The 16,602-nt window shown below is 62.9% G+C and carries 13 protein-coding genes; 2 read left to right on the plus strand and 11 right to left on the minus strand.

Annotation, left to right across the window (positions count from 1 at the left end):
• On the plus strand, positions 1-1,086 hold the full coding sequence (locus tag LB545_RS17740) for a DUF2169 domain-containing protein (RefSeq protein ID WP_140557364.1): 1,086 nt from the start codon (positions 1-3) through the stop codon (positions 1,084-1,086).
• Positions 1,074-2,123, plus strand: a complete 1,050-nt coding sequence (locus tag LB545_RS17745; protein WP_224705555.1) for a hypothetical protein — start codon at positions 1,074-1,076, stop codon at positions 2,121-2,123. The genes LB545_RS17740 and LB545_RS17745 overlap by 13 nt, the downstream gene beginning before the upstream one ends.
• Positions 2,124-2,259: 136 nt before the next feature.
• Here the strand turns inward: LB545_RS17745 and tagF are convergent, their stop codons facing one another.
• From tagF to tssC, 11 genes are read right to left on the minus strand one after another with little or no spacing between them, the layout of a single operon-like run.
• Positions 2,260-2,784 carry a type VI secretion system-associated protein TagF gene (gene tagF / locus LB545_RS17750; protein ID WP_181165312.1) on the minus strand — a complete coding sequence of 175 codons (525 nt, stop codon included), beginning with the start codon at positions 2,782-2,784 and terminating at the stop codon, positions 2,260-2,262.
• Positions 2,781-6,317, minus strand: a complete 3,537-nt coding sequence (gene tssM / locus LB545_RS17755; RefSeq protein WP_140632228.1) for a type VI secretion system membrane subunit TssM — start codon at positions 6,315-6,317, stop codon at positions 2,781-2,783. Before tssM ends, tagF begins: the two co-directional genes overlap by 4 nt.
• 1 nt (position 6,318) lies before the next feature.
• Positions 6,319-7,641 carry a type IVB secretion system protein IcmH/DotU gene (icmH, locus tag LB545_RS17760; RefSeq protein ID WP_140623892.1) on the minus strand — a complete coding sequence of 441 codons (1,323 nt, stop codon included), beginning with the start codon at positions 7,639-7,641 and terminating at the stop codon, positions 6,319-6,321.
• Between the two features lie 4 nt (positions 7,642-7,645).
• Positions 7,646-8,980: a type VI secretion system baseplate subunit TssK gene (tssK, locus tag LB545_RS17765; protein WP_140524745.1), complete on the minus strand. Its 1,335-nt coding sequence runs from the start codon at positions 8,978-8,980 to the stop codon at positions 7,646-7,648.
• 38 nt (positions 8,981-9,018) lie between these two features.
• A complete protein-coding gene (gene tssJ / locus LB545_RS17770; protein WP_140498291.1) occupies positions 9,019-9,471 on the minus strand; it encodes a type VI secretion system lipoprotein TssJ in 453 nt (150 codons plus the stop codon).
• 3 nt (positions 9,472-9,474) lie between these two features.
• Entirely contained in the window at positions 9,475-10,947 is a 1,473-nt protein-coding gene (gene tagH / locus LB545_RS17775) for a type VI secretion system-associated FHA domain protein TagH (RefSeq protein WP_140515106.1), read from the minus strand.
• On the minus strand, positions 10,944-12,011 hold the full coding sequence (gene tssG / locus LB545_RS17780; protein ID WP_140515107.1) for a type VI secretion system baseplate subunit TssG: 1,068 nt from the start codon (positions 12,009-12,011) through the stop codon (positions 10,944-10,946). Before tssG ends, tagH begins: the two co-directional genes overlap by 4 nt.
• The gene (gene tssF, locus LB545_RS17785) at positions 11,975-13,849 is read right to left on the minus strand and encodes a type VI secretion system baseplate subunit TssF (protein WP_224705556.1); all 1,875 of its coding nucleotides are present in this window, start codon (positions 13,847-13,849) and stop codon (positions 11,975-11,977) included. The genes tssG and tssF overlap by 37 nt, the downstream gene beginning before the upstream one ends.
• A gap of 1 nt (position 13,850) precedes the next feature.
• A complete protein-coding gene (tssE, locus tag LB545_RS17790) occupies positions 13,851-14,606 on the minus strand; it encodes a type VI secretion system baseplate subunit TssE (RefSeq protein WP_140498535.1) in 756 nt (251 codons plus the stop codon).
• Positions 14,593-15,048, minus strand: coding sequence for an Hcp family type VI secretion system effector (locus tag LB545_RS17795; protein WP_115143971.1), 456 nt, complete (start codon positions 15,046-15,048; stop codon positions 14,593-14,595). Before LB545_RS17795 ends, tssE begins: the two co-directional genes overlap by 14 nt.
• A 45-nt stretch (positions 15,049-15,093) precedes the next feature.
• Entirely contained in the window at positions 15,094-16,599 is a 1,506-nt protein-coding gene (gene tssC, locus LB545_RS17800; protein WP_140498288.1) for a type VI secretion system contractile sheath large subunit, read from the minus strand.
• Positions 16,600-16,602: the final 3 nt, after the last annotated feature.

The raw sequence follows: 16,602 nt of genomic DNA on the forward strand, positions 1-16,602 counted from the left end.
ATGTCGTTCGATGTCGAGGTCGAGAACCGAACACCATTCAGCGCCATGACCCATGTCCAGCATGACGCGGACGGCCAGGAGGTGCTCGTCGCAATGTTTTCGGCGAGCTTCGAGGCGCCAGAACGGGACGCCAGGCTGGACATTGCGGCGGCTCAGTTGCCCGTGATCCTCGGAGATGTGCCGCGTGGCGTGCCGGGCCTATCGTCAAACCGTTATGACGCCGACATCGCCCCGCGAAAGCCGGCTTCCGAGATCGTCGTCAACGGCACCGCCTATTCGCCGAAGGGCAAGCCGGCGCATGAGATGCAGGTCGGCTTTCGCGTCAACGGCCTGCAGAAGGTGCTACATGTGATCGGGGACCGCATCTACGACGCGGGCGCTTACAGTGAGCCGCACCCTTTCCGAACCATGCCGGTCATTTATGAACGCGCCTTTGGCGGCATGACTACCGCCGCAGCCGATGCCGAAAACCCAGTCGGCATCGGCTTTCGCCATGCTGTCTCGGCCGACCCGTCCGTCAGGACACATGCGCCCAACATCACCTATCCGGACCAGATGTTCCGCGGCCCGCAGGATCGGCCGAGGGCCGCAGGCTTCGGGCCGATTGGCAGGAATTGGCGGCAGCGCCTCCAATATGCGGGCACCTACGACCAGGCCTGGATCGACAACCAGTGGCCCTTACCGCCCAAGGATTTCGATCTGCGGCACCACATGAGCACGCCCCCCGACCAGCACCTGCCGCGCATCGTCGGCGGCGAAGACGTGCGGCTCATCGGTCTGACGCCGTCCGGCTGCTGGGATTTCCGGATGCCGCGTGTCATCGCGCCGATCCGCCTGCTCTTCGCCGACCGGGTCGAGGAGCGCGAGTTTGTGGCCGACACGGCCATCATCGAGCCGGACCTCTGGCGCATCACCCTGAAATCGCGCATCGCGCTCCTCACCCGCCGCAACGCGCCAGCGCTGCGTGCAATCGTTTTCGGCCAAGTCACGCCCGCGCTGCTCGCGGCGAAGCGCAAGCGCAAGCAGTATTTCAGCCACTATGGCGGCAACGGGACATTGCGTGACCGGCCGTTATGGCAACCGTGAAGGCGCCGGTCTACCTCGCGGGCGCGGGCGCGGTCACGGCCGCCGGGTTGAACGCGCGCCAGACACTGGCGGCCATTCGCGCTGGCCTGTCGGCATTCAATGAAATCGTGGTCGAGCCATTCCCCGCTACCCAGATCGCCGCACGCGTACCGACGACCTGGAAACTGCGCAAAACCGATGGTGAGTGGCTGGTGAACATGGCCGTTCGGGCCATCATGGAAGCACTCCGTTCGGGGCCGTTCGCGGCGGCGGCGACGGCGCTCGTCATTTCGCCGCCTGAGAGCTTTCGCAGCCATCCGGCTTTTGCGACCGTACCGTTTGTCGATTTTCTGCCTGCCGTGATGCTAGGTTGCGGCGGCAGCTTCCATCCGGCGTCGATCGCGGTGGATGGCGGCGCGGCGGCCAGTGTCAGCCTGCTTGAACGCGCGTCAGACTTGTTCAGCAGGCCGGGTGTCGAACAGATCATCCTGGGCGGGGTCGACAGTTTCCTCAACGACGTCGACCTGGACCGACTGCGGCAAAGCAGGCGCCTGAAGTCGTCGGACGGCGCTCAGGGTCTGGTCCCCGGCGAAGCGGCGGCCTTCGTCAGGCTGACTAGCGCGCCGGAGGGTAATGGCGCAGTTGCTCCCGCTGTCGTCAATATCGGCGTCGCGCGCGAGGAAGACAGTGTCCTCTCCGACCGTTTCAGTCAGGGCCGTGCCATGCTGAGCGCGTTGCGCGCGGCGGTTGCGAGCAACGGGCCGAAGGAATCCGACATTTCCTTTGTCGTCAGCAATTCCAACGGCGAGCGTCATCGCGCACTCGAGCAACTGGTTGTGCACCCGCGCTTCTATCGCACGCTGCGAGAATTGACCCCGACGGCGTATCCGGCGATGACCGTCGGCGAGGTTGGTGCTGCGGCAGGTGCGCTGGCGTTGATGCTGGCGGCGGACGGCATGCGACAAAACTATGCGCCGGGGTCTGCAGCGATGCTCGAGATAGCGTCCGAAACAGGCCTGAGGACGGCAGCCGTGGTCGCGGGAATGCGCCGGCGTTGAGGCCGGAAGGGGCGTGAGCGCCGCCGTTGGCGGAAGAGGGCTGAGACAGATGTCACGTCGCCTGGCGCAATGCCCTTGCCACCACTTCCCCTATGAAAGAAGCCCATGCTCTCAGCGAAGGCAGTAAAGCCCATCGTCAGACATCCTCGATTGCGGGCTTGGTGGCGCGCAGCTTCGGCAAGGCGTTGTCGGCGAGGTCGTGGATATCAGCGAAGCTAAACTCGATGACGTCGAAGTCATCGCACCAGAACGTTATGGCGGAAGCGTCGCCCGTGCTCGTCTCTCTCAGCAAGGCCAGCGTCTCTGCTAGCTTGGTGGTTGACCAGTTTCCTTCCACAGCGCCGTTAAGGCAGGCGGCGATTTCGTCAAACCATCTGGCGGTAGGCTCCGGTGGCGGTCCAAGCCGCACAATGGCAAAGGGGTATCGGCGCCCGACACGGTCCTCGCTCATGCGCCATGCGCCGGCGCAGGGCAGGTCACCAAAAATACCGGGCTGCATGGTAAAGCGCCAGACACGCGAGTCCAACTCACCTTCATCCGGCCGCGCCAGCAATTCCATCGACATCCAGCGGTCCCAGCGGTCGATAAAAGTCCGCGGCAGGTTCCAAGCGACGAAATCCCCCGTCGCCGGGATCTTGCCGTAGAAGCCGGGCGCGTTCATATCTGCGCGGGACATGTGAACTTCTTGAACATTTCGAGGTTGTAGGGGTTTTCGACGCTGGCGGCCTTGAGCTCGAAATCGGCGTACATGCCTTTCGTGCCCAGGCGCAGACTGTAGACATCCGAAAGCGAGGTTCCGGTGAATCGGCCGCTGCGCAACATCCTCAGCCATGCCCAGCTGCCGGTCTCGTTGAGCATGATTTCGGGCGATCCGTCGATCGGCTGGAAGGCGAGCGAAATGACCCCGGTGCCGTCCTTGCCGGGCCAGGTCATCGGTTGCGGCCGCGTTGCGTTGTTGTAGTAGACGAGGCTCTGGCCATCGAGATTGAGCGTGACGCGCGTGAGGTTGGGAGACAGATCCTTCGGTTCGAGCGTGAAGCTCATCACCGGTCCGGCACCCCCGGGGAAAAGATCGTCGCGGATGTGCCTGGCCTGCTCGAACGCCGCCAGCGCCGAAGGGTCGAGGCCGAAATCGGCGCGCCACTTCCAAGGCTCGCCGGTCGTGTCGACATAATTGATCAGGTGGTCGTTGATGAAACCGTCGATCAGCCCGGCCGGCCCGAACAGGCGGGCGAAATCGTGCACGTTGACGTCGACCGCACTGGCTTCGCTGAAGGGATAGCGATTGTTCAGCGCCGCTTGGCAGAAAGGCAGTATGTCGGCCCGCCAGATGGCGTTGAGTTCCGAAGTGACCGCCTTTTGAGTCAAATTGCTGGTGTCGCCGGCTATCCCGCCCAACCAGCTGTTGATGGGATCGGGCAGGATCTGGGCCTGCCTTGCCACCGCGCCCGTCAGTTCGGCAAGGCCCCCCTGTTTCTTGATGGCGTCCTGTGGATTGGGGTTCGCGGTGACCGTTTGCAGGACGTTCGAAAGCGCGGTCAGTGCGACAACGGCAGCATCCAGCGCCGGTGGCTGGCCGTCGACCTCTGCGATGGTGCTCTTCAGCGGTTTGAAATGTTCGGCCACCAGATTGCCGGTCAGGTCCACCTCACTGGCGGATCCGGCGCGGGGAAGTAGTTTCGCACCCGACGTCGCCAGTTTGCCCAGCTTGCCCAGCTTGCCGAGCAGTTTCGAAGCGCCCTTGGCTGCCGCCTTGTCGTCGGCAGGCGCTTCGTCGGAACGGGTCAGTTCTGTCTCCTGAACGACCGCCGTAAGCAGCCGCTTCAGCGCTGAATCCGCACTTGAGAGGTCTTTCAGGTTTTCGCCGGCGACATTGAGATCGGTCAATGGTGCAAGCCTCATGTCGCGCAGGAAGCTATCCCATTGCGCGATGTAGTCGTCGTAGTAGAGCTTCAGAATATCCTCGGACAGCGCCGAGACGGATGTCTCGGCATTTTCCGAGCAACCGCCGGCGAAAACCGCACGATCGAGCGCCGCCTGGGCGGCGACATCGTCGATGCGGTCGAGAATGACGTCGTGAAAGCCGGAATAGGTGAAAGCGCCCGAAATGCCGACGCGTAGTGTCTTGCCCGAACGCCGTGCAAACACCTTGCCGCCGTTTGGGCCGGCGAAATTGGCCGGTATCCACTCCTTCAGCCCGGCCACTGCCGGATCGGCCAACAACTGCTTGTAGCCACGCGCCGGCAACGAAATCGTGCAGACCGTTTTCAGAGCTTCGGCAACCAGGGCCTGGTCCGGCGCGACATAGCTTTCGTCGACCGTCATCCGGCGGATCGCGGCAAGCTGATGCTCTTCGGCGTCGGCTGTCGGAAATGGCGCCGCGGCCGCGAATTCGGGCAGACTGTTCACCCACCAGTTCTGGGCGTAGTCTGGATCCATCTGCGACAGGCCCGTCATCATGCGATAGGTCTTGAGCGCACCGAGCATGAAGTCGGGATCGCGGATCTGGCGCCACATCGTCGCCTCGAGCAGGGCCACCATCCGGGGCTCGAGCACGTTGCGGAGGGCGTGGTCATAAGTGTCGGCCTGTGCCCTGACCAGTTCCGCCGAGGCCGATGGGCCAAGCAGATCGTGGGCAGCGCCCGGCGGTGCTGTCCGGGCATTTGCGACCGCGTCCATCGCCTCGAGCGCGCCGTCCATGGCAGGCCGCTCCACCGATGCCGGGGTTGCGGCAGCGGAGGTCAGCGGCGTTTGCAGCGCTTCGAACTGGCCTGCCTGCGCCGAGATCGCATGGCGGTTGTCAAAATAGGACCAGGTGAACAGGCCGCCTGCCAGCAACGCCGCCGCAGCGCATGCGGCAGCGGCGCCGCGCCAGATCCAGGCTCGGCGGCGTTGCGCCAGTGGGTCAAATGTACCGAGGCCTGCTTCCTTGAAGATGACTTCAGTGAGGAGGTTCTTCAGGAAGAAGCTGCGTTTCTCGACCCGAGATGCGGGCAGGGCGCGCCGCGGTGGAAGACCGAAGGAGGAAGACAGCGCGGCGGTCAGCCGGTCGATAGGCGCCCCTTCCTGCGTCGCCGATGTCAGGTAGAGGCCGCGCAGCCAGGCAGCCTCCTCATACCGGCTTTCGCCGAACATGGCTTCGACCAGCACCTGAATCGGTTCGGACAAGCTTGTCAGTTGGGCGGGAAACCTGAAGATTTCGGCACGGGCGGCGAGTTTGTCCTCGTCCTCCAGGCGCGTCACCAGGCGCCGCTCGAGTTCGGTCGCCAGCGTCGCGATTTCTCGTTCGATGGTCTTGCCATCCACGCGCGCATCCAGCGCGAACGTCGTCCCCCACACCTGTTCGCGCGAGGCGGTCGACAGGCCGCCGAAGAAGGGCTCGAAGCCCTTGATCAGGTCGGCCTTGGTCAGCATCAGATAGACCGGCAGGCGGATTTCAAGCCGGTCGTTGAGCTCGGCCAACCGGCGGCGGATCTTGCGCCCGTGCGCCTTGATGGCCTCGTCGCCCTCCGAAAGGACGTCGATCGAAAGCGCGACGATTACGCCGTTCAGCGCACGGCGGCCGCGATGTTTCTTCAAGAGGTCGAGGAAACCGAGCCATTCGGCCGCGTCGACATCCGGCTGGCTCTCCTGCTGGACATAGCGGCCGGCGGTGTCGATTAGAACCGCGTTTTCGGAAAAGAACCAGTCGCAGTTGCGCGTGCCACCGACCCCCTGCAAGTCGTCTGTGAGGTCGATCGGAAAATTCAGTCCGGACTGCCGCAAGGCGGTGGTCTTGCCGGTGGCCGGCGGCCCGACGATCACATACCAAGGCATCTCGCGCAGGAACTTGCGCCCGCCCAGCTTGCGGCGCCTCAGTTCGGTCATCACCTCGGCGAACTTGGCGCCCACGGCGGCGACGTTCTCTTCGCCTGGGCTGAGCGGCTTTTCCACCGCTGGCGCGGCAATCTCGGCGACGAACATGCGGTTGGCGCGGATCGCCCGGCGCTGGGCAACGATCAGCCAGACCAGCCAGAAGATGACCAGCAGCGCGATGATGACGATGCGCACATTTTCGGAGGCGAAGGGGTCGTAGGGACCAACCCTGACGATCGGACCGAAGATCCAGATAACCAGGGATAGCAGCGTCAGGCCGATCAGCGTCCACAGCCAGCGCGATGTCAGGACCGCCCAGAGGAAGCGCAGGATGAACATCTCACAGCCTCTTTTCGACGAGCACCTCGACGCGGCGATTCAAGGCTCGCCCCTCGCGCGTGCTGTCGCTGGCCACAGGATCGGTGGCAGCCCGGCCCTCCGAATGGACGCGATCCTGCGGCACTCCGTTTTGAACCAGCATGTCGGCAATCGTCCGGGCGCGAGCCTCGGATAGTCGCTGGTTGGTCGACAGCGGGTTGGTCTTTTGCAAAGGAACGCTGTCAGTATGGCCGACCACCGTGATGTTTCCGATCAGCTCCTGATTGGCGAGGATCACCTTGGCGATCGAACCGATCAAGGGTTCGAAACCATCGGTCAATTGTGGCCGCGATGACTGGAATAGTTCGGGGTTGGAGGCCTGGATGATCAGCTTGGCCAGTGAAACGCTCTCCGTGCCGCTGAGAGCAGATTTGAGCTCGGCCGGCGCCCCCGCCTGGAATTCCGGCAACAGCGCAAAATCCACTTTTTCCGGTGGCGGGGCGTCGACTTTGGGCGACGCGCGGGTGATGTCGCCGCGGGCAGGCGGTGGCAGGGCACGAACAAGTGCGGAAAGCTCGACCGCCTGGCTGCTCAGTCCCATCGACAGCCCGATATGGATCGCCGCGGCTGCAACCGCAGCACCGAGCGCCATGACCCAGATCGGCACGATGAAGCGCTGCGGCTGGTCGGAGGCGATGACACCTTTCCAGTTTGGCGCTAAAGGCGCGCCTTCGGCGTCGGCATTGCGCAGGAAGCGGGCCGCCGCCACGCGAACCGCATTGAGCGAGCGGTCGCCTGAGCGGCCGGGCACGCGATATTTGCCACGGAAGCCGAGCGCCAGGCAATGGTACTGCAGTTCGAGCAATTCTCGGTCCCGGTTAGGATGTCGTTCCAGTTCGTCGAGTCGCGTGAAGAATTGCGTGCCGGCATCGACATCGCCGCGCAGCATGACGACGAGCGGCTGCCGCGGCCAGGCACTGGCCCCGCCCCAAGGCGTGTTCAGGGCCAGATCGTCGAGCAACGCAGCCACCACCCAAGCTGCCTGGTCGGCTCGCTCCATCGAGGACCCCGTCGACATAGCCGTGTCGCGTGCCCGAACCAGTTCTTCGAGCAAACGGGTGCGCAAGACTTCCGGATTGTCTGGCGGCATTGCGCTTTCGAGCTCGGGAGCGAACTCGAGCAAGGGCGCAAAGGCGTTGACAAGCGCGTTCGGGTGGGTGCGAGAGCGTTTTACCAGTGCGCCCGGCGAAAGTGGCGCCATGGGCCTTGGCATCGGCGCGCCGCTCAATCGTATGCGAGTGCGTTCGCGATCCTCCGACAGTCCGAAAGGATCATCGCGGCTCATGATCTCACCTGTTCACCGAATAGCAGTCCACCTGCGGCTCGCTTGGCAACACGCCCGAAACACCGATGACGAAGCCTGGTGCGTCGAGCAGCGAGGCCCAGTGTTCGCTTTTCTGATCCAATTCGAGGCACAGTCGATCGCCGTCGTAGGGGATTTCGCGTGGCTGGGAATGAAGCGGCTTTAGCGGAATGCCCGGCAAGCGCGATTTCCACAGGCCCTCGAACTCGTCGGCCGAGCCGACGGTCGCCTGATTGACGAAGATCTTGCGCAGGGCATCCTCCGACAGCTCCGAGCCGACCCGGATGACGATGCGGCTGGCCACCAGCAGCTTTGGGTTGTCGATGCGAATTTTCCAGACATTGGTCGAGTGCCGCATGACAGGCAGCGCACGCGATTTCGGCTCGATGTAACGAAGGCTGAGAATGAGCGAGCGCAGCGCGTCCGCCAGCGCCGAATAGGCAGGGCCGGGCGCCATGTGATCGTAAGCGGGCAACTCGCCCAGCCGCCGCGCGCTCGATCCGTAAGTTGCCATCGAACCGGCGAGCCCGGCGAGTTCCAGGTAAAGCTCGGCCGGATGGAAGACATCCTGCGCCAGCATGTGAGCCAGACGCGGACGCGCCGCATTGGCGAGATTGAGCGTCAACAGATCTTCGACGCTGCGCCCAGGCCCGCCCATGACCATCTTGCCATGCGCCTCGGCGATCTGGTCGAGGCCGGTGACAACTTCCAGAAGCAATTGCCGATACCAGGCCACCGCGCCGGTAACCAGTGCCGGTGGCAGGAAGGTCTCGTCCAGAGAGACGCCGCCATCGGCTCGAACTCCGTTGAGGTCGGCTATCGGCAAGGCGGTGTAGCCACCAACCGACTTGCCAGGTGCAAGCAGCAGCGCCTGCGGACGGGCGATTTCTATTTCTTCAGGATCCGAACCGCCCTGGACAGCGTCGCGCACCGAAACGATCCGCCCGTGATATCGCGCTCCAGAGGCGGCGGCGTGTGCCGGATCGAAGCCGACACCACCGGGAGGCTCCAGCGGCAAGGCGACCAGCACCGGCCCTGCGCCCGTCTCGGGGGTGACCGGCAGCGGTCGCGGCGCGTCCATCCAATCCGGAATGGAAAAAGGTGTCCCATCCGGGAAGATGCCCCGGGCCGACAGGATCGCGACCTGGCCGGATTCCAGCAATGCCTGGTCCAGCGTCAGCTGTCGAAAGCCGAACGTATGCAGTTGTCCGGCCTGCAACGCGCCGCGCACCGTCGCCTCGAAGAAACGATCCTGCTGCTGGAAATGCTGGGTTCGCAGGAAAAGTCCTTCGGACCATAGCACCCTGTTTGCATCGCTCATGCCGCTACTCTCTGCATTGAGCTCCCTTACCTTGGCTGCTAGGCGGAGATGCCGCCGCTGCCCAACGTGACATTGATGGTGAACTTTGATCCCGGCGACACCGACTTGGTTGTCCGCCAGTTCCTGCCGCCAGGTTCGCGGATCAGTGCAACGAAGCCCAGAGCCGTCGCGTCCGGCTCGACAGTGATGGTCTTGGATGCGGATTTTCCGGGCCCGACGGCGATCTGGTCGGAACCGATAAGATCTCCTGCGAGTGCGCTGCCGGCATCCCCCTGCAGCGCAAAATAGTCGGCGGAATTGAATTTGCCGGTGCTTTTTAACCGCATCACGAGAACCGTCACCGGCCGGTCGCCGCCACCTGGCCCCGGATTCATGCCGGCCCCGCCGGTCACGTTGACGGTGATCACCGACGGCTTTGGCGGACCGCTCTGGCACGCTGCAACCAGCCCGGTCGCGCCCAGGGCAATCATCAATTCACGTCGGTCGATCATGGCTTACTCCTCCTCATATGCATCTCGAAAATCAGTGCCGATTTCGCCAAGGAAGCTTTTTTCCGCGCTTTCGGCGATTTCGCGATGGCGTTTTTGATAGAGCTCCCACAGCTTGGCGCCGCGCCCGCCCGAAAGCAGGGTGCCGATCGCCGAATTCGATTTCAGCTCGTCCTCGATCGCTGCGGGATCGAAACGATCGATCATCCGTCGCAAAGCGGCCTGTATGCCTCGCCAAGCGCGCACGTGATGTTGCGCGAGATCGCGAACTGCATCGGCGATGGCCGCCTCCCCGGCGAGAAATCCGGGGCTGCGCTCGGCGATCAGCGTCACGATGGCGTCGTCGACCGACGGCAGAAATTTGAGCGGATTGACTTCGGAGGCACCGACCATTGTCTGGGCGACGCGAGCATTTCCTTTCTCCTCGGCCCGCTTGCGCAGAAGCTGCATCAGCCCTTCCATCATCAGCCGGTATTCGCGGCCGAACTTCTCCATTTCCACGATGCTGTCGCGCCCGGGGAAATCGGCTTCCTCGACGCCCATGCCGCGCAAGAAGGCGGCGCGGAGCGCCATCTCGGCGGGCTGCGCGCTTGCCGGCGGGCGGGCAGGTTTGGAAGCAGCACCCATGCGCGCTGGAGGCAGGACATCGGCCGGTTGCGCGGGAATATCCCAGGGATTGGCGGATGGTGGCCGTTGGGCAATGCGCTCGCGCTGGCCGGTCGAGGCCGAGTTATTTGTCGAACTGGGCGAGGAGACCGGTCCGAAACCAAAATCATCGTTGAAGTCGGACAGCTTTCCCGCTGCGGATTCAGCTCCGTGGCTGGGAGGGGGGGGCCGGTCGAGGCTGAATGGATCCGCCCGGCTGCCCACCCCGCCCTGCTCGACATAAACGGCGGCGTTTTTCGACACCGGCGTTGAAACCGGATCGAGGCTGAACGGGTCGTCGAAAGCAGGCGAGTTGCGCTGGCCGGAGGACGCGCGCTCGAACGCCCCTGGGATCGGCTGCTCGAATGGGTTCGGCAGATCAGCAGGTCGAGGCCGTTGCGGCGCTTCTTCGACCTTGGCGGAAAAGAAGTCATCGCGGCCGATGCTTACCGGCGCCCGCGATGCCGCTGGCAGACGTTCTGGTACCGGCTGGATGACTGCGGGCGCTTGAGCGGCCGCGATCTGCAGGTCGACACAGACGACGTAATCGCCCAGCCTGAGCCGCATGCCGCTTTGAAGGCGTGCGGACTTGCCTGGACCAAGCGGGCTATCGGAATCGTTTATGAACAAACCGCTGCTCGATGTGTCGGTGACGAAATATCCATCTCGCCCGCCAGAGATTTTGCAGTGAGCGCGTGAAACGAACATGTCGGGATCATCGATCTGCCAGCCTGCATCGGCGCTGCGGCCGATCACCAGCTCACCTTCGTCCAGGCGAGTTTGCCGCACCGCCTGGGTGCGTGGCCCTTGCTCTAGCGTTAGCAGCAGACTCATGCCGCGCCCCCCGCCATTTCCGGCCGCCATCCGACGATAGTGCGCAGCCGCATATCATCAGCATCCCCCCTTTCAGCGGGTCGCGCAAGCCAGGCGGTTCGGCCGAGCTGCACCGCTCCAATACGGGGCGGCGGCACTGCTTCACGCGCAAGCACGATACGCAGATCGACATCGAGAGATTCTCCGACCATGTCGCGAACCGCGTGCTGGAACAGTTTGAGCCGTTGGCTGCCCGGCAGGAATGTCTTGAAATCATCATACTTTAAAGGGCCGACCCGCAGTTCGATCCTGCTTTGGCGGGTGAAAACGCGTGGGCCGATCGTCGCCCCCCGACCGAGCACAGCAAAGGATTTTGCGAGGCGGGTCTGGAGGCCTGCTGGTATCATTGTCCAGGCGGCGACGAATTCCTTGATCTTTATCGGCACCTTGAAGGCTTCCGCCAGGAACAGTGTCAGTCGTTCCGGGCCCTCGACCTGGCTGGCGAGCGAAGCCGCCTGGCGAAGCTTCACCATGTCGAGATCGATGTTTCGGGTGCCGGGAAGTCCGATACCGGCCACGGCCGCAAGCATGGCGCGAACCCGGCCACCGACCGCGCGTTCAACCTGAACGGCCGGATTCGCATCCGCCCACGCCCGATAGTAAAGGGCGATCATGCGGTGCTGCAGAATGTTGACGAAATCGACGAAAGTAGTGTCGCTGGTCAGCTGTGCGTTGGCCCCGGCGAACCACCGCTGCGACAGCCGGTCGAGCACCCAGCGCGTCAGATGCAGCGGCATTGGACCCTCGGGGCCCAAGAGACCCAGATTTGCAATCGTGACCCGGGCCGGCTTGCCGTTGTCGGCTTCGCGGAAATGGACCAGGTCCCTGGCCGAGAAGGCGAGGCGCACATGCTGGCCAAGCCTTGCCGGCTCACGGTCGGGACGGCCGGAATGGCCGAACACGGCATTTTGCTGTTCGAGACGGCGCAGCAATTCGAAAAAGTCGAACCCTTCGGACAGACCTTCAGCGGGGTTTGGGCTGGGCTTGTCTAGATCAGGGAGCGATTGCCGGGCGTCATCGGCCATGGCACATCCTCCTGCTTCTGCAGCAGCCGCGTGCGGGTCCGCACGAAACCGTTTATTCCGGCATATCGGGCGAACAGCCGCGCCAGCAAGGCCGAAAGCAGCAAAGTGCTTTGGCCAGCCAGGATGGATTCATCGACATGCAACGTCACCTCGGTGCCGCGTCCGAAGCACATCGGCCCATCGATCTGAAGCCGCTCCACGACCGGCCGCGAGTCGATGCGGATGATCGAATGTACATTGCGAGCAAGGCTGGGATCGCCTCGGTCGGCATAGATATCGAGAAGCGCATGCAACGGATCGACGCCGCGGCCCTCCTTGGCAAGGCTGAGGAAGTTGAGCATGAGCTGTGCCACCAGCCGCCAGGCGAGATCGTCGGCGCGCGATTCACCCTCGGCCCCTGTGGGCAGTGCTGCGGGGATCGCCGGCTGCGGTGGACGCAGGGCTCCAAGGACCCTGACGATTTCGACCGGGTCGCCGGCCTCAAGCGTCAATGTGGGATTGTCATCGAGGATCGGCAGGTCACGATTGGTGCACAGTGCTACGACGTCGAGACGCTTCAGAGGTCGGTACGCCGGGCTTGCGAGCGGTCGCGACACGGCCAGGAAAACGTCGTCGCCGGTGTATGACGTGCGCGTTAGACCGTCGCGCCGTTCGTCTTCGGTCGCGCGCCGAGGGCGCCGCTCGGTTGAGTAGACCCACCCACTGCCGCTGTTCTGCCCCAGGCTGAACAGTTCCGGAATTTCGGCGTCGTTGCCTTCGGTGTCGGCGTCCTCGACACGAATGATCCGATAGATTTCAAAGTCGCGCGCCCGCGTGCGGTCTGCATGCAAAACCTGGCGTGTCTTACGCGCATCGATCTCGACGACGTTGCACTCACGTTCGAAAAGATTGATGATCGGCGTTGCGAAAAGTTCGAAGTCGGCCGATGTCAGATCGGCCAACTCTGGCACCGGACGCCTGAATTGGAAGACGATCTCAAGCCCACCGTCGCATCGACGCACCACAGGCTGTAGCCCCGAAACCCGCACATAGTGGAAGCGCTCGGGCATTATGAAGTATTCTCGCAGCAGGCGATATCCTTCGAATGTCGGGCGGGTACGCGGCATCAAGGCTTCGTCGTCGCTGATGCCAACCATTTCGGGCGCTGGCAAGGGCGACAACGGGTTGGTCTTGCCCTCAGCGCGTGCGCCAACGGTTGAGCAAGTGCCGAAGATCGCGTCGAATAGCAGCGGCGCCTTGGTTCGCCCGGCAAAATAAATATCGAGCCGGTCGAGCGTCAATTCGTGGAGCTTGCCTTTTCCGGTCGGGGCCAGCGTGATGCGGAGCGCCGCCTCGCCGCGCACACCGCCGACCGTGGCCATCCCGGCCGCCGCCAACGCGCTGCGGTCCTGAAAATAGCTGACCGAAGTGATTGCTATCGGCCACAGGGTCGTCTCTTGCGCGGTCGAGAAAGTGCAGCGCGTCGAAAGGCCGGGCCGCAGGCTGGAAACCAGCCGGGTGTTGCGCCTGACGACGTGGCCGTCGAGCATGGTCTGGACCTGCTGGCCTGGTTTGAGCACCACCATCGCCGTTGCCGGCGCCGGGGTGACCAGATCGGGATAAAGAACGTCGAGCACACTGCGCGAAAATCGCGAACGCTCGGCGTCGACCTTTAGCCGGGTGCGCGCCGCGAGGAAAGCCACGCCATCCAGCAGCCGCTCAACATAGGGGTCCGGACAGGGGACCGTGTCGAGGGAAAGGTTGCGCGCGACCGCTGGATGCATATCGGCAAATTCGGCCGCAAGGCCGCGGATGTGGGTCAACTCCTCCTCGTAATATTCGACGAAGACCCGATCCATCTCAGGCGTCCCTGATTTCGGTCCGCGCCGCGCCGTTATCGAGATTGATCGTAGTGCGCAGGCGCATGCGTTCCGGTGTCGGGGTTATGATCAGCACACCGTCAATCTCGATCTTGAGGCCGGCGGTCTTGTCGCCAAGCGTCACTGTGACCTTTGTTGCGCTTTCCTTGAGGCGGGGCTCGAAGGTGGCGAGCACCGCACGGATCTCACGCGCCAGCACATCGCGATCAAAGTCGCGCGAAGACCTGCCCGAGAAGGAGGGGACGCCGTAATTGACCACGCTCCGGCGCACCTCCGGGAAATCTGCGAGCGACGGTGGGTTGTCCGATACCTGTTCATTTTCCAGATCGGACAGGAGCGGCGTGGCCTCGAAGCGCTCGGTATTGAAGAGCGCCTCGACGTCACGCCGCACTGCTTCTCTGAGCACGCGGGCTGACACCACAACGCCGCGACTTTCGATCTCGACCCGATGCTGGGTCTGAAAGGCCAATCGATGCAGACGCCGTTTTTGCTCGGCTGTGAGTTCGGCATCAGCGTCGATGGCCCGCGCGCTGGCGCCAACGAGGGCGTCGACACGGTCGGCGCCAAGCTCGTCGAGCAAGACATGGCGCAGCCCGTCTATCTCCGAGGTCAGACCAGGCAGGTCATTGACGAGGCGATCCCAAAGCGACGGCTGGACGGCCTCGCTTTTTGCCCGCAAGCTGCCGGTACTGTGCTGCTTGCCAGCGTCGGGTCGCCGACCCTCACTTGCCGACATAGACATCCATTTCGGCTTCATCATTGCCGTCATAGACGAACTTGATCTTCTTGTAGGCGAAGCTGACCTCTTCCTGGATCAGGTCTTCCTCATCCTCGGCCTGCGACATGTCGTATTCCATGATCGAGGCGTCGGTGAGGGTGACGACCAGATAATCCTTAGTCTCGCCATCGATCGTCCGACGTGCCGAGAACACCACTTCATCGAGGGCCTTGTTCTCGAACAAGGCTTTCTTGAGATAAGGCGAAGATTTGTCGTAGTGTTTGATGAACTTGATCATGCCCATGGACACGCGCCCCCGACGTGAGAGCGAATTCGGGTCATAGGGTGCGACCATCTTGTAGTCGACGCCATGGATTTCGATCTCATCATCGTGGCCGTCGCGGGTGCTGGGGCCCTTGATATCGGGAACCTTCAGAAAACCATCAATCTTTACTGGCATTGTCTCTCTCCACCATTGTCAAAAAAAAGATTGTTGTTGCTGCAATCAAGTCTTAACGGACGGCAGTTCCGACACCAGTCGAAGCGAGGCATTGATGCCCTCCAGCTGGTAATGCGGGCGCAGATAGAAGCGGGCGTTGTAGTAGCCCGGCCGCCCCTCCACGCTGTCCACTTGGACCTCGGCGGCGGCGAGCGGGCGCTTGGCGCGCGCCTTGTCGTCGGCAAAGGCCGGGTTGGCCAGCACGTAGCGGTTGATCCACTCGGTCAACCAGATCTGCATGTCGGAGCGTTCCTTAAACGACCCGACCTTGTCTCGCGCTATGGCTTTGAGATAGTGCGCAAAGCGCGAAACCGGGAACAAGTAGGGCAAGTTGGCGCTCAGCCGCTCATTAGACTGCGCATCGGGGTCCACCAGTCGGCCGGCGCGCGTTTCGTCGTCCTGTAACGAATGGGCACCGATGAAAGCCGCAAGATCCGTGTTCTTCCGGTGCAGGATCGGCATCAGGCCAAGCTTGGCGAGTTCCGCCTCACGCCGGTCATCAATGGCGACTTCCGTGGGGCATTTCATCGCTATCGACCCATCATCGGTCGGGAAGCTGTGCACCGGCAAATTAAGCACCGTTCCGCCGTTCTCGACGCCGCGGATCTGGGTACCCCAGCCAAACAGCTTGTGGCTGCGGTTGATGTTGACGCCCATCGGGAAGGCGGCGTTCATCCAGACATACTTGTTGTGATCGCCCTGCACCTCTTCCTCGAAGGTGAAGCCCTTCACCGGAACGGTGTCCGTGCCATATGGCAGCCGGGCCAGGACGCGGGGCATGGTCAGCCCGATGTAGCGAGCATCCTCGCTTTCGCGCAGCGACTGCCAGGAGGCATAGGCCGGGTTGGAAACGATCTGCTGCAAATCCTGAGGGTTCGGCAATTCCTGCCAGCTATCCATACGAAACAGTCGAGGCGAGGCGGCCGCGATAAAAGGCGTGTGCGCAGAAGCGCAGATGCCGGAGATGTTGCGTAGCAGACCGACATCGCGCGGGTGGTTGGAAAATTCGTAGGCGCCGATCACGCAGCCGATCGGCTCACCGCCAAGCATCGAATATTCGTCTGTGTAGACTTTCTTGAAGATCGGACTCTGATCCCACATCTGGCCTTCGTAGTCTTCGAGCGTGTCGGCCAGCTGCTCCTTGGAGATGTTCATCACCCGGATTTTAAGCTTCTGGTCGGTCTCGGTGTTGTTGACGAGGTACCACAGGCCGCGCCATGTGCCTTCCATTTCGCGCACTTCCGGCGCGTGCAGGATCTCGTTGACCTGAGCCGTCAGCATCTTGTCGATACCGGCGATCAGCGACTTGATCGACTTGATGGCATTGGACGAGATGGTTGTGGTGTCGGAACGGGACTGCGCTGCGAGCGCGAGATTGCGCACGAGTTGCTGCAGCTTCTCGCTGTCGTCTTTCTTGACCTTGAAATCCTTCTCGAGGAGTCCACTGAATTCTCCAAGGTCTATGGCTTCAGCCTCGGCGGCGAGGGTGGCGGTCTTTTGCTGTTCGGCCATGGT

It is taken from the genome of Mesorhizobium sp. BR1-1-6, assembly GCF_020165355.1.
Taxonomy (GTDB): Bacteria; Pseudomonadota; Alphaproteobacteria; order Rhizobiales; family Rhizobiaceae; genus Mesorhizobium.

Bases quoted from the DNA above. Each gene is read 5' to 3' on its own strand.
- tssM (WP_140632228.1), bottom strand. From the start codon at position 6,317: ATGTTCATCCTGCGCTTCCTCTGGGCGGTCCTGACATCGCGCTGGCTG.
- icmH (WP_140623892.1), bottom strand. From the start codon at position 7,641: ATGAGCCGCGATGATCCTTTCGGACTGTCGGAGGATCGCGAACGCACT.
- tssC (WP_140498288.1), bottom strand. From the start codon at position 16,599: ATGGCCGAACAGCAAAAGACCGCCACCCTCGCCGCCGAGGCTGAAGCC.
- tagF (WP_181165312.1), bottom strand. From the start codon at position 2,784: ATGAACGCGCCCGGCTTCTACGGCAAGATCCCGGCGACGGGGGATTTC.
- LB545_RS17740 (WP_140557364.1), top strand. From the start codon at position 1: ATGTCGTTCGATGTCGAGGTCGAGAACCGAACACCATTCAGCGCCATG.
- LB545_RS17745 (WP_224705555.1), top strand. From the start codon at position 1,074: ATGGCAACCGTGAAGGCGCCGGTCTACCTCGCGGGCGCGGGCGCGGTC.
- tssJ (WP_140498291.1), bottom strand. From the start codon at position 9,471: ATGATCGACCGACGTGAATTGATGATTGCCCTGGGCGCGACCGGGCTG.
- tagH (WP_140515106.1), bottom strand. From the start codon at position 10,947: ATGAGTCTGCTGCTAACGCTAGAGCAAGGGCCACGCACCCAGGCGGTG.
- tssG (WP_140515107.1), bottom strand. From the start codon at position 12,011: ATGGCCGATGACGCCCGGCAATCGCTCCCTGATCTAGACAAGCCCAGC.
- tssK (WP_140524745.1), bottom strand. From the start codon at position 8,980: ATGAGCGATGCAAACAGGGTGCTATGGTCCGAAGGACTTTTCCTGCGA.
- tssF (WP_224705556.1), bottom strand. From the start codon at position 13,849: ATGGATCGGGTCTTCGTCGAATATTACGAGGAGGAGTTGACCCACATC.
- tssE (WP_140498535.1), bottom strand. From the start codon at position 14,606: ATGTCGGCAAGTGAGGGTCGGCGACCCGACGCTGGCAAGCAGCACAGT.
- LB545_RS17795 (WP_115143971.1), bottom strand. From the start codon at position 15,048: ATGCCAGTAAAGATTGATGGTTTTCTGAAGGTTCCCGATATCAAGGGC.